The following is a 13,067-nucleotide window of genomic DNA, read 5'->3' on the forward strand; positions in this document are numbered from 1 at the left end:
CTACCCACCCGTGGCTGCCCAGAAGTCAGATACAAGCACTTCCAGCAAGGACTACAACGCGTCGTCCATCACCGTCCTCGAAGGACTCGAGGCGGTACGTAAGCGTCCAGGCATGTACATCGGTTCCACCGGTGAACGCGGTCTGCACCACCTCATTTGGGAGGTCGTCGACAACTCGGTCGACGAGGCGATGGCCGGACACGCCACCAAGGTCGAGGTCACCCTCCTCGAAGACGGCGGAATCCGCGTCATCGACGACGGCCGTGGCATCCCGGTCGGCATGCACGCCTCCGGAGTACCCACCGTCGAGGTCGTGCTGACCCAGCTGCACGCCGGCGGCAAGTTCGACTCCGACTCCTACGCCGTCTCCGGTGGTCTGCACGGCGTCGGCATCTCGGTGGTCAACGCGCTCTCGACCCGGCTCGACGTCGACATCAAGGTCGACGGCTACCGGTGGCAGCAGACGTACACCGATTCCAAGCCGGGAGAGCTCGTACAGGGCGACCCGACGAAGGAAACCGGCACCACCGTCAGTTTCTGGGCCGATCCCGAGATCTTCGAGACCACCCGCTACAACTTCGAGACCGTTGCGCGTCGTCTGCAGGAAATGGCCTTCCTCAACAAGGGCCTGACCATCACGCTGACCGACGAGCGCGCCGAGGTCATCGACGACGAAGCTGCCGAGGTGGCCGAGGCTCCCAAGTCTGCTGCCGAAGAAGCCGAAGAAGCTGCTCAGGCAGCGCCGCGTAAGTCCAAGACCCGTATCTACCACTACCCCGGTGGACTCGAGGACTACGTCCGGCACATCAACAAGAGCAAGACCCCGATCCACAACTCGGTCGTCGGATTCACCGCCAAGGGCACCGGCCACGAGCTCGAGGTCGCAATGCAGTGGAACTCCGGCTACTCGGAGTCCGTGCACACCTTCGCCAACACGATCAACACCCACGAGGGTGGTACCCACGAAGAGGGCTTCCGCGCCGCACTGACCGCAACGGTCAACAAGTACGCGCTCGAGAAGAAGCTGCTCAAGGACAAAGATCCCAAGCTCACCGGTGACGACATCCGTGAAGGACTCGCGGCCATCATCTCGGTGAAGGTCGGTGAACCCCAGTTCGAGGGTCAGACCAAGACCAAGCTCGGCAATACCGAGGTCAAGTCCTTCGTGCAGAAGGCGTGCAACGAGCACCTCGCGCACTGGTTCGAGGCGAACCCCGCCGACGCGAAAACCATTGTGAACAAGGCTGTTTCGTCGGCGCAGGCCCGCGTTGCCGCACGTAAGGCGCGTGAGCTGGTCCGTCGTAAGAGTGCGACCGACCTCGGTGGCCTGCCAGGCAAGCTCGCCGATTGCCGCTCCAACGATCCGGAGAAGTCCGAGATCTACATCGTGGAGGGCGACTCCGCAGGCGGCTCGGCCAAGTCCGGCCGAGACTCGATGTACCAGGCGATCCTCCCGCTTCGCGGAAAGATCATCAACGTCGAGAAGGCGCGTATCGATCGCGTCCTCAAGAACACCGAAGTCCAGTCGATCATCACCGCGTTCGGCACGGGCATTCACGACGAGTTCGACATCGCCAAGCTGCGCTATCACAAGATCGTGCTCATGGCCGACGCCGACGTCGACGGTCAGCACATCGCAACGCTGCTGCTCACGCTGCTGTTCCGCTTCATGCGGCCGCTCGTCGAGCACGGCAAGGTCTACCTCGCGCAGCCGCCGCTGTACAAGCTCAAGTGGCAGAAGGGTGCGCAGCCGGAATTCGCGTACTCCGACCGCGAGCGCGACGCGATGGTCAAGGCCGGCCTCGAGTCCGGCAAGAAGATCAACAAGGACGACGGCATCCAGCGCTACAAAGGCCTCGGCGAGATGAACGCCAAGGAGCTGTGGGAAACCACGATGGACCCGACGGTGCGCGTTCTGCGTCTCGTCACGCTCGACGACGCGGCTGCTGCCGACGAGCTGTTCAGCGTGCTGATGGGCGAAGACGTCGAAGCACGACGCAGCTTCATCACCCGCAATGCCCGGGACGTTCGTTTCCTCGACGTGTAGGCCTGCGGCCCTGTGAGCGGTTGAGGAGTCCCCGGACTCCTTTTCCGCGCACAGGGGCTTGCCCCCTCTTTTAAGAAAGTGAGCTCATGACCGACACCACGTTGCCACCGGACGGTCCGCAACACGACCGGATCGAACCGGTCGACATCCAGCAGGAAATGCAGAACAGCTACATCGACTACGCCATGAGCGTCATCGTCGGTCGCGCTCTGCCGGATGTCCGCGACGGACTCAAGCCGGTGCACCGCCGCGTGCTCTACGCGATGTACGACAACGGATATCGCCCCGACCGCGGATACGTGAAGTCTGCCCGACCGGTCGCCGAGACCATGGGTAACTACCACCCCCACGGCGACTCCTCGATCTACGACACGTTGGTTCGTATGGCCCAGCCGTGGTCGCTGCGTTACCCGCTAGTCGACGGTCAGGGAAACTTCGGCTCCCGCGGCAACGACGGCGCAGCCGCCATGCGTTACACCGAGTGCAGGCTCACGCCGCTCGCGATGGAAATGCTGCGCGAAATCGACCACGAGACAGTCGATTTCACCCCGAACTACGACGGCAAGACGCAGGAACCGACGGTTCTGCCCAGCCGTATCCCGAACCTGCTGATCAACGGTTCCAACGGCATCGCCGTCGGTATGGCCACCAACATTCCGCCGCACAACCTGCGTGAAGTTGCCGAGGCCATCTACTGGGCGCTCGACAACTTCGAAGCGGACGAGGAAGCCACCCTCGCGGCCGTCATGGAGCGCATCAAGGGACCCGACTTCCCCACGCACGGGCTCATCGTCGGTGGACAGGGCATCCAGGACGCCTACACCACCGGCCGTGGCTCCGTTCGTATGCGCGGCGTCGTCGAGATCGAAGAAGATGCCAAGGGCCGCACCACGATCGTCATCACCGAGCTGCCCTACCAGGTCAACCCGGACAACCTGATCACCTCCATCGCGGAGCAGGTTCGTGACGCCAAGATCGGTGGCATCTCCGACATCCACGACGAGTCCTCGGACCGCGTCGGCATGCGCATCGTCGTCACCGTCAAGCGTGACGCCGTTGCCAAGGTCGTGCTGAACAACCTTTACAAGCACACCCAGCTGCAGACCAGCTTCGGCTGCAACATGCTCTCCATCGTCGACGGAGTGCCGCGCACGCTGCGCCTCGACCAGATGATCCGTCTGTACACGGCGCATCAGCTCGAGGTCATCGTTCGTCGTACCAGGTACCTGCTTCGCAAGGCACAGGAGCGCGCCCACATCCTGCGCGGTCTGGTCAAGGCCCTCGACGCTCTGGACGAGGTCATCGCCTTGATCCGTGCGTCGCAGACCGTCGACATCGCTCGCGCCGGATTGATGGAACTCCTCGACGTCGACGAGATCCAGGCCGACGCCATCCTCGGCATGCAGCTGCGTCGTCTGGCCGCCCTCGAGCGTCAGAAGATCGTCGACGAGTTGGCCGAGATCGAACTCGAAATCGCGGACCTCGAAGACATTCTGGCTCGCCCGGAGCGTCAGCGCGCGATCGTTCGTGACGAGCTCAAGGAAATCGTCGACAAGTACGGCGACGACCGTCGTACCCGCATCATCGCCGCCGACGGAGACGTCAACGACGAGGATCTGATCGCCCGCGAAGACGTCGTCGTCACGATCACCGAGACCGGTTACGCCAAGCGCACCAAGACCGACCTGTACCGCTCGCAGAAGCGCGGCGGCAAGGGTGTTCAGGGTGCCGGCCTCAAGCAGGACGACATCGTCTCGCACTTCTTCGTCACGTCGACGCACGACTGGCTGCTGTTCTTCACCACGAAGGGCCGCGTCTACCGCGCGAAGGCTTACGAACTGCCCGAGGCGAGCCGTACAGCTCGCGGTCAGCACGTTGCCAACCTGCTGGCATTCCAGCCGGACGAGCGCATCCAGTCCGTCATCCAGATCAAGACCTACGAAGACGCGCCCTACCTGGTGCTCGCCACTCGCAACGGTCTGGTCAAGAAGTCCAAGCTCACCGACTTCGACTCCAACCGCAGCGGTGGCATCGTCGCCATCAACCTGCGCGGTGAAGACGAACTGGTCGGCGCTGTCCTCTGCTCCGCCGAAGACGACCTGCTTCTCGTCTCGGCACAGGGCCAGTCGATCCGCTTCTCGGCCACCGACGAGGCACTGCGTCCGATGGGCCGCGCCACTTCCGGTGTCCAGGGCATGCGTTTCAACGGTGACGACGAGCTGCTCTCGCTCAACGTCGTTCGTGAAGGAACGTTCCTCCTGGTCGCCACGTCGGGCGGTTACTCCAAGCGAACCGGCATGGAGGACTACCCGGTGCAGGGTCGCGGCGGCAAGGGCGTGCTCACGATTCAGTACGACAAGAAACGTGGCACTCTGGTCGGTGCGCTCATCGTCGACGACGACGACGAGCTGTACGCGATCACCTCGGGCGGCGGCGTCATCAGGACGGCTGCCAAGCAGGTTCGTAAGGCGGGACGCCAGACCAAGGGCGTGCGTCTGATGAACCTCGGCGAAGGCGACACACTGCTCGCGATTGCGCGCAACGCCGACGAGCCCGAAGAGCTCGCTGCAGAGACCACCGACAACGCAGACAATGCCGATGGAGCTAAGGAGTCCTAGTGAGCACTCCCAACCAGCCGGGCAGTGACCAGAAGAGCGAAAGCACTTCAGGTTCGACGCCACCGAAGCCGGAGCAGGTAACTGCTCCGGCGGGGCCGCAGACCTCGAAACCTGCAGCTCCAGCGGACGGCGGACCCAAAGCTTCTGAGGCAGCTCCGGCGCCCAAGACACCGGAGCCGCCTCGCGGCCCGTCGGCTCAGAAGCCGGCGGGTGGGGCTTCCGACGCCGCGGGTGCGGCCAAGGGTCAAGCTCCTTCCGCTCCTTCAGTGGCTCCGGCTGCGCCGGTAACTTCGGCAAAGGGTGACGGTCAGGCTCCGCCGCAACCGGTTGCCAATCAGGCTCGTGGCAGCCAGGCGCCGCCGTGGCAACGCGGACCCCAGCCGTCGGGTCAGCCGCAGGGGCAGCCAGCTCAGAACCCCGCTGCTCAGAACCCGGCGTCCAAGGCCCCGGCGTCGAAGGCTCAGCCACCGCAGAATCAGGCTCCGCAAAGTCAGCCGCAGACCAACATCACGCGCCCAGCCGGCGCTGGTGCTCCTGCGGGTCGACCGGCAGCTCCTGCCGGGGGTAAGCCGCCTGCGGGTCCGCAGCGTCCTGCAGCGGCCGGCCCGGCGCAGGGTGGTCCGGCGCAGGGTGGTCCGGCCAAAAACCCCGCGCAGGGTGGTGCGCCGAAGGGACAGCCCCAAGCGGGTCGTCCTGCCGCCGGTGCACAGGCAGGTCGCCCTGCCGGCAACCCTTCGGCGCGTCCCGTCGTGACGGGAACCGCGGCGGCCGCAGCTACCGGTGGTGTCGCCGGCGCGGCAGCAGCCAAGGCTGTTACACCCTCGGGCGCAAATCCCAAGGCTGCAAATGCCACAGTCGCCAATCCCACGGTCGCAAATCCGAAAGCAAAAGCTGCTGCGATCGACGGGCCCACTCGGCACATCGATCGCAAGGATCTACCGAAGGACATGCCTGACCTCTCCGAGGCCAAGCATCCGTTGCCTGCTGCGGTGAAGGGTGAGAAAACTCACGCCGTATCGGCTTCGGTCGTGGACGGTGCGCCGCTGCGCGCAACGGTCCAGATCCGTCGTATCGACCCGTGGTCCACGCTCAAGATCACATCCGTGATCTCGGTGTCGCTGTTCTTCGTGTGGATGGTGGCCGTCGGACTGCTCTACGTGGTTCTCGACGGCATGGGCGTCTGGGATCGCCTGAACAACGCGTTCACCGACATCGTTGCCGACGGCGGCTCCGACGGTCTGGTGACGGCCGGCCAGGTGTTCGGCTACGCCGCGCTGATCGGTATCGCGAACATGGTGCTTTTCACGGCACTCGTCACGATCGGATCGTTCATCTACAACCTCTGCAGCGACCTGGTTGGCGGCGTAGAGGTAACTCTCGCCGACCGCGACTGACCTGCGAGAACATTGCTCCGCCGGGCCCGTTTTGGTGTCAGCGGCCCGGTGGGGTAATCTTTGGAATCGGTTCAGGGGCCTATAGCTCAGGTGGTTAGAGCGCTTTACTGATAATGAAGAGGTCGGAGGTTCAAGTCCTCCTAGGCCCACTCCCATGTGCCGAAGAAGGGTTGCTGGAATGAAGGTTTTCCTGCTTGTCGGGGCCGGAATTCTGGTAGCTCTCGGGGTCACCAAGCTGATCAAAAGTCAGCGCGGAGACAAGGTTTGGCACGATTTGGAAACAGGATAGAACCTAGGTACTCTGACTCCGGTCAGAAAACCGAACGGGGCCTTAGCTCAGTTGGTAGAGCGCTGCCTTTGCAAGGCAGATGTCAGGAGTTCGAATCTCCTAGGCTCCACAGTAAGAAAACACCCTCCCGGGATCCGGGAGGGTGTTTTTGTATGCCGATGTCCGACCAGCCGGTGCCCGACTCGTGGCCTCCCCTTCTTGAGCGAACGGTACTTTCGGCGCACTGAAGGCGATGAACATGCCGTTCGCTCGGAGTGGGGTGGCCAGAACCGCGCCCACTATGGACCGTTCGTCCCGAATTCTCCGGAAAGTCTAGTGGTCATAACCAGCCGGGCGTAGCGTGAGGAGAACCCAATTTCAGGAGGTTCGTAGTGCTTCACAACGACATTCCCAGCCACGGTGAAATTGCCGCACTCGCGGAGGTGGAGGGGCCCACCTGCATCACCATCGTTACTCCGACTGAAGATGCGCCGCAGGATTACGACAAAGCGCGCATAGCCTTCAAGGACCAGGTCCGCTCGGCACTCGCATCGGTGGAGGATCCGGCCGAGCGCAAGCAGTTCGAGGCCGAATACGCAGAGCTCGACGACGACGACGATTTCTGGCGCTTCCAGTCGCGCTCATTGGTCACGTACGCGACGCCGGAGCGTCTGGTGACCTTCCGCCTCCCCAACCGTCTGCAGGCGCTCGAAACGGTCAGCGATCGGTTTCATCTCAAGCCGCTGCTCCGTTCGGTGACGTTCCCCCAGACGGCGTTTGTTCTCGCTCTGGCAGAGGGTTCGGTGCGACTGATCGAGATCGCCGCCGATCAACCGGCCCACGAGGTTCGTGTTCAGGGAATGCCGAAGAATGCTGCGGATCACGCGGGCAAGTCGTCGATCAACAGCCGAACTGAAGCGGGTCGGTTGTCGGGGTCGGACAGCCGAAAGTTGCGCGTCAATCAGTACGCCCGCGCAGTCGATCACGAGGTCCGCGGTGTGCTCGCCGGCCGTGACGTCCCCTTGATTCTGGCCGCTGCGGAACCCATCGCGTCGGTGTATCGCTCCGTGAATTCGTACCGCCACCTGGTCGACAAAACCGTCGAGGGAAACCCGGAAGCCTTGTCGACGCAGGAAGTGGCGGACGGTTCGCGTCCGGCGCTCGACGACTTCCATGCCGAGCAGCTGGCGGCGGTGCGGGACACCTTCAATGTGCGCACGGAACAAGGTCGCACTCAAACCGACGTCGCCGACGTGGCAACAGCCGCGACGTACGGACAGGTCGACACCGTTTTCATCGACATCGATTCCGTCGTACCCGGAAGTCTCGATCCCCAGACGGGCGCTCTCACGACCGGTGAGTCGACCAACGGAAGCACCTACGGGGTCGTCGACGAGATCGCTCGTCGTGCGCTCCTGACGGGTGCACGGGTGCTCGCTGTTCGCGCGGAGGACATTCCGGGCGGCGGCGCAGTTGCCGCGATTTTGCGCTTCGCCCCGAAAACAGACTGGACGCGTGTGCGCTTCGTGACCTGATTCGGGCACGGGGCGCATACGATTCCGGCATGAAACGTGTGTGGGAACGGCTGCGCCTCTACTGCAAGACGCTGCACCCGGTCGGGCTTGCCTTTGCTCTGGTCTTCTTCACCTGGTCGATGAGTCCGTCCCTGTTGCCGCGCGCGTGGTACCTGCAGGGCGTTGCGACGGGCATCTCGCTCGCGATGGGATACGGCGTCGGCGTGACGGTCGCCTGGATGATCCGCAAGTGCGGCGTCGAACCGCAGTGGTCGGATCGCACCAAGAAGATCGGCTGGCGAATCCTGTTGGTCGCGGCCGTCATTCTGGTGCCGACGTTCTTGGTCCTCGGTTCGTGGTGGCAGCAGATCGTTCGCGATCTCGTGGAAGCTCCACGCACCAATCAGGCGAATTATCTTCTGGTGCTGATGATTTCGCTCGGAATCTGGTTCATCCTGCTCGAGGCAGGCCGTGGTCTTCGTTTCACCACCAACAAGCTCACCGCCGTCGCACTTCGGTTCGTTCCCCTCGAGGCGGCGAAGGTCGGCAGCTTGATCGTCATCTTCGCCCTCGGCATCTTCATCGTGAACGGTGCGCTGTACAACGGGCTGATCGCATTCGCGAACTGGAGTTTCTCCGGTGCGGATCACGAAACACCGGACGGCATCGAACAGCCCATGATTGCAGAGCGGAGCGGTTCGCCGATGTCCGCCGAGGCTTGGGATTCTCTCGGTCAGGAGGGGCGCACCTTCATGGGTAGCGGTCCCACTGCAGCCGAGATCTCTGCATTGACCGGACGTGAAGCGAAGCAACCGATCCGGGTGTATGCCGGACGTGAATCCTCGGACTCGATCAACGGTGTCGCACAGCGGGTCGTCGACGAGTTGGAGCGCACCGGCGGATTCGACCGCGGAACCCTCGCAGTTGTCACGACCACCGGCCGCGGTTGGGTGAACGAGGACGTCGCGTCGGCGTTCGAGTACGTCGAGGGCGGGGACACGGCGATCGCGTCGATGCAGTACTCGTTCCTTCCGAGTCCGTTGGCCTTCATCGCAGACCGCGAGACGCCGATGATCGCCGGGCGGGCACTCTTCAACGCGGTCTACGCCAAGTGGATCGACCTGCCCGTGGAGACGCGTCCCGAACTGGTTGTCTTCGGTGAGAGCCTCGGCTCCTACGGTGGCCAGGCCGCATTCGCCGGCGCCCAGGACATGATGACGCGCGTCGACGGCGCACTGTGGGTCGGAACCCCCAACTTCACTGCTCAGTGGCAGGAAATCACGGACAGTCGTGACTCGGGCTCACCGGAGATTCTGCCGGTGATCGACGGTGGCCAGGCAATTCGGTTTGCCGGTGATCCGGAAGATCTGGAGCTGAAGTCGGACTGGGACGACGATCGCATCGTGTACTGGCAGCACGCCAGCGACCCGATCACGTGGTGGTCCTTCGACCTGCTGCTCAACAAGCCGGATTGGCTCAAGGAACCGCTGGGTCGCGACGTGGATCCGGGAATGACATGGGTTCCTCTCGTGACCTTCTGGCAGGTAACCCTCGACATGGTCTTCTCGGCTGACGTCCCGTCCGGGCACGGTCACAATTACGGCGAGGATGCAGCGGACATGTGGGCCAAGATCCTGCACCCCGAGGCCTGGACCTCGGCTGATACCGACAAGCTTCGTGCGCTGCTGACCACCAATCTGGAGCCCACGAAGTAGTCGTAAACGGTTGTAATTCAGCCTGTTAAGGCAAAAACCTCACCAAAAAGTGTTACGTGAGGTATGTGTTACTCTGCGTTCGCTGTGTGCCAAGCCACAGCGCAGGCGAACGTGGGGAGATCGAAACGTGAAGAGCAGAGCATGGTGGGCGGCCGGGGTCTCCGTCGCGGCACTGGTCATGGGTGCTGTGACGGCCCCTGCCGCAACGGCGGAGCCGGCGGATTTCTACACGCCGCCGTCGGAGCTTCCGGCAGGTGCCAACGGAGATCTCATCAAGAGTGAGCCGTCACCACTGCTGCTGAGCGTGCCCGGATCGAACGGTGCGTGGCCGGCAACCGCCACCAAGATCATGTACCGAAGCGAGGACGCCAAGGGCGCCCCCGTTGCCGTGACGGGCACCTATCTCGAACCGTCGAACCCGTGGACCGGGCAGGGGGCGCGTCCACTGGTTGCCGCAGCGGTGGGAACGCATGGGCAGGGCGATCAATGCGCACCGTCCAAGCTGTTCAACACCGGTATCGAGTACCAGTTCCCGACGGACGTCATGGTCGGCTACGAGTCCATCTGGGTGAACACGTTGCTGCTCAACGGCATTGCCGTCGTCGTCACCGATTACGAGGGCCTCGGAACTCCGGGCGATCACACCTACGTCAACCGTGAAGCCGAAGCGCACGCCGTTCTGGACTCGGTGCGAGCCGCTCAGCAACTCCCGAACACGAGCATTCCCGCCGACGGCCCCGTCGGACTGTGGGGTTACTCGCAAGGTGGAGGAGCTGCCGCTGCCGCAACGGAATTGAAGCCGTCGTACGCTCCCGAGCTTGATCTCAAGGGCACCTACGCAGGTGCACCGCCCGCCGATCTGGCGGCGACGCTGCAGCAGGTCGACGGCACGTTTCTCACCGGAGTGATCGGCTACGCGCTCAACGGGATCCTTGCGCAGTACCCCGAGGTTCAGCCGCTGCTCGACGCCGAGATCAACGATCGTGGCCGACAGATTTTGGCCGCCACCAAGAACCAGTGCGTCGCCGAAAGTGGATTGCAGTTCGGCTTTCAGCAGTCGTCGAGCTTCACCAATTCCGGTGAATCACTGTCCGCGGTTCTGGCCCGTCTGCCCATGGCGCAGGCGATCCTCGACGAGCAGAAGATCGGCAAGCTGACGCCGGAGTCGCCCGTGCTCATTCAGCATGGCCGCTCCGATGACATCGTTCCGTTCGGCCAGGGACAGCAACTGGCGCGAGACTGGTGCGGCAAGGGTGCAACGGTGCAGTTCTCCGTCAACGAACTGCCCCCGATCATTCCGGGACTGGCAATCAATCACGCGACGCCGTACCTGGTGGGTACCCCCGAATCCATCGGATACATGATCGATCGCTTCAACAACGTCCCGGCACCGTCCAACTGCTGAATGTGAACATCGAAAAGCCCCGGAACACAATCTGTTCCGGGGCTTTTCGTATGTCGACTAAGCGGTCTTCTCGGCCGAGTTCTCCTCGAGGCGAGGGGGTGCGGAAGCGACCGGCGGATGCTCGCGTCGGCGGCTCTTGAAGAACACCGCGCCACCGATCACCGCGACACCGGCGATGACGAACACCGTGACGCGCTTGCGGCCGCGAGGCTTCTCGGTGCGTTCCGCGGACTTCGTGGGGATAGCCTTTGCGCGCTCGACGCCCTTCTTGGCGAGGACTTTGCCCTGACGGCCCAGGAACAACCCGACCTGCCCAGCGCCGCGAGCGACCGACGTCGCGACCACCGCGGCGATACGGCGAGCGTTGTCGGCTGCCTCGGACTCCTTGATGCGAGCCGCTGTCTCTTCGAGGTAGGCGGCAGTCTCGTCGAAGGTGTCCTCGACGCGGGCGCGCGCGTGATCGAAGGTGTCGGGCAACTGCGTGCTGAGGGACTCGGTCACTCGTGTCATGACTTCACTGTGCCATAACAGTGGGGCGAGGACAGGGAGACTTTTGCGGGGCGACATCCGCGAGAACGCCGGCAATGGCACGATGGTGGTGTGACTTCAACTCATCAGACCGCAACCGCAACGCTGCACACGAACCGCGGCGACATCAAGATCGCTCTGTTCGGCAACCATGCGCCGAAGACCGTCGAAAACTTCGTCGGCCTCGCCGACGGCTCGAAGGAGTACACCACCGCAAACGCCGCCGGCACCAAGACCGGCCCGTTCTACGACGGTGCCATCTTCCACCGCGTCATCGACGGCTTCATGATCCAGGGTGGCGACCCCACCGGAACCGGCACCGGCGGCCCGGGCTACAAGTTCGGTGACGAGTTCCACCCGGAACTGCAGTTCGACCGCTCCTACCTGCTGGCCATGGCCAACGCAGGCCCGGGAACCAACGGCTCGCAGTTCTTCATCACCACCGGCCCGACGCCGCACCTGAACCGTCGCCACACCATCTTCGGTGAGGTTCTCGACGACGATTCCAAGAAGGTTGTCGACGCTATCTCCTCCACCGCCGTCGATCGTGGCGATCGTCCGGTCGAGCCCGTCGTGATCAACAGCATCACCATCTCCTGAACAGGTAAAACAAGCAGATGACGAACCCCGGTTGGGGCGGCGGTGCGAGTGAGGGCATCCCGCCCCAACCGCGGTGCGTCCGCCATCCAGATCGACCTACCGCACTTTCCTGCAATCGTTGTGGACGACCGGCGTGCCCGGACTGTCTCCGCGAGGCGGCGGTGGGATACCAATGTGTTGACTGTGTAGCTGCCGGTCAGCGTGATGTCCGCCCCGTTCGGGGCGTCGCCGGAAACACCGTGAGCCCCACCCGTGCGGTCCCGGTCGTGACGTACACCTTGATGGGGCTCAACGTCCTGGCGTTCCTCGCCACCTTCGCGCAGTCGCGAAGCATCATGAACAATCAGGTCGGCTCGTCGATCTTCGCGAACTGGGCACTCAATCCGGGGCTCGTCGCCAGCGGTGACTGGTTCCGGCTCATCGGCTCCGGGTTCTTGCACTTCGGCATCTTGCACCTCGCGGTCAATATGTACGCCCTCTACATCCTGGGCCGCGACACCGAAATCGTGATGGGCCGCTCGAGGTACATCGGCATCTACCTGGTTTCGCTTCTCGGCGGTTCCGCCTCGGTGATGGCATTCCAGCCGGTGTTCTCTTCGCTCACGGCCCTGTCCTGGACTGCTGGGGCGTCGGGTGCGATCTTCGGCATCATGGGCGCACAGGCCGTCCTTCTATTGCGTTTGCGTCGAAGCCCGGTCCCGATCATCTCGGTGATCGCGATCAATGTGATCATCAGCATTTCGCTGCCCGGGATCTCGTTCTGGGGTCACGCGGGAGGTCTGGTGGCAGGTGCCGCAACGGCCGCTGCATTCCTGTACGCCCCACAGTGGTTGGGCGCCGGTGAGAACCGCGTGAAAGCAGTGCGGATCGGCTGGATCGCTTTTGGTGCCGTCACTGTGGTGACGTTGGGAGTCATCGTGCTCCGCGTCGTCCAACTGCGCGAACAGTTGGGAATCAGCTAGCAAGAATCCTAGGGCC

The 13,067-nt window shown here is 63.3% G+C and carries 9 protein-coding genes and 2 tRNA genes; 10 read left to right on the forward strand and 1 reads right to left on the reverse strand.

Annotated features, from left to right (window positions below):
• Positions 1-10: 10 nt before the first annotated feature.
• The 8 genes from gyrB (at position 11) to AOT96_RS10490 (ending at position 10,961) form a co-directional block, all read left to right on the forward strand.
• The gene (gyrB, locus tag AOT96_RS10455) at positions 11-2,047 is read left to right on the forward strand and encodes a DNA topoisomerase (ATP-hydrolyzing) subunit B (protein ID WP_003942515.1); all 2,037 of its coding nucleotides are present in this window, start codon (positions 11-13) and stop codon (positions 2,045-2,047) included.
• An 86-nt stretch (positions 2,048-2,133) separates the two neighbouring features.
• Entirely contained in the window at positions 2,134-4,665 is a 2,532-nt protein-coding gene (gyrA, locus tag AOT96_RS10460) for a DNA gyrase subunit A (RefSeq protein ID WP_047272672.1), read from the forward strand.
• Positions 4,665-6,059, forward strand: coding sequence for a DUF3566 domain-containing protein (locus tag AOT96_RS10465; protein ID WP_065351690.1), 1,395 nt, complete (start codon positions 4,665-4,667; stop codon positions 6,057-6,059). The genes gyrA and AOT96_RS10465 overlap by 1 nt, the downstream gene beginning before the upstream one ends.
• Before the next feature lie 75 nt (positions 6,060-6,134).
• Positions 6,135-6,208: transfer RNA gene (locus tag AOT96_RS10470), tRNA-Ile, on the forward strand.
• A gap of 176 nt (positions 6,209-6,384) precedes the next feature.
• Positions 6,385-6,457: transfer RNA gene (locus AOT96_RS10475), tRNA-Ala, on the forward strand.
• Positions 6,458-6,719: 262 nt separating this feature from the next.
• Positions 6,720-7,862, forward strand: coding sequence for a baeRF11 domain-containing protein (locus AOT96_RS10480; protein WP_065351691.1), 1,143 nt, complete (start codon positions 6,720-6,722; stop codon positions 7,860-7,862).
• A gap of 29 nt (positions 7,863-7,891) precedes the next feature.
• Complete coding sequence (locus AOT96_RS10485; protein WP_007729186.1) at positions 7,892-9,556, forward strand: alpha/beta hydrolase; 1,665 nt, start codon at positions 7,892-7,894, stop codon at positions 9,554-9,556.
• 127 nt (positions 9,557-9,683) lie between these two features.
• Positions 9,684-10,961, forward strand: a complete 1,278-nt coding sequence (locus AOT96_RS10490; RefSeq protein ID WP_065351692.1) for a lipase family protein — start codon at positions 9,684-9,686, stop codon at positions 10,959-10,961.
• Between the two features lie 57 nt (positions 10,962-11,018).
• Here the strand turns inward: AOT96_RS10490 and AOT96_RS10495 are convergent, their stop codons facing one another.
• Positions 11,019-11,471 carry a hypothetical protein gene (locus AOT96_RS10495; RefSeq protein WP_042453366.1) on the reverse strand — a complete coding sequence of 151 codons (453 nt, stop codon included), beginning with the start codon at positions 11,469-11,471 and terminating at the stop codon, positions 11,019-11,021.
• Between the two features lie 90 nt (positions 11,472-11,561).
• Between AOT96_RS10495 and AOT96_RS10500 the strand changes: the two genes are divergently transcribed.
• Both AOT96_RS10500 and AOT96_RS10505 read left to right on the forward strand, forming a co-directional pair.
• Complete coding sequence (locus AOT96_RS10500; RefSeq protein WP_007729190.1) at positions 11,562-12,089, forward strand: peptidylprolyl isomerase; 528 nt, start codon at positions 11,562-11,564, stop codon at positions 12,087-12,089.
• Between the two features lie 17 nt (positions 12,090-12,106).
• Entirely contained in the window at positions 12,107-13,051 is a 945-nt protein-coding gene (locus AOT96_RS10505) for a rhomboid family intramembrane serine protease (RefSeq protein ID WP_065351693.1), read from the forward strand.
• Positions 13,052-13,067 lie beyond the last annotated feature (16 nt).

Source organism: Rhodococcus sp. 008, from assembly GCF_001682295.1.
Taxonomy (GTDB): domain Bacteria; phylum Actinomycetota; class Actinomycetes; order Mycobacteriales; family Mycobacteriaceae; genus Rhodococcus_F; species Rhodococcus_F qingshengii.

Coding starts and splice junctions, on each gene's coding strand:
- gyrA (WP_047272672.1), top strand. CDS start 2,134: ATGACCGACACCACGTTGCCACCGGACGGTCCGCAACACGACCGGATC.
- AOT96_RS10485 (WP_007729186.1), top strand. CDS start 7,892: ATGAAACGTGTGTGGGAACGGCTGCGCCTCTACTGCAAGACGCTGCAC.
- AOT96_RS10495 (WP_042453366.1), bottom strand. CDS start 11,471: ATGACACGAGTGACCGAGTCCCTCAGCACGCAGTTGCCCGACACCTTC.
- AOT96_RS10505 (WP_065351693.1), top strand. CDS start 12,107: ATGACGAACCCCGGTTGGGGCGGCGGTGCGAGTGAGGGCATCCCGCCC.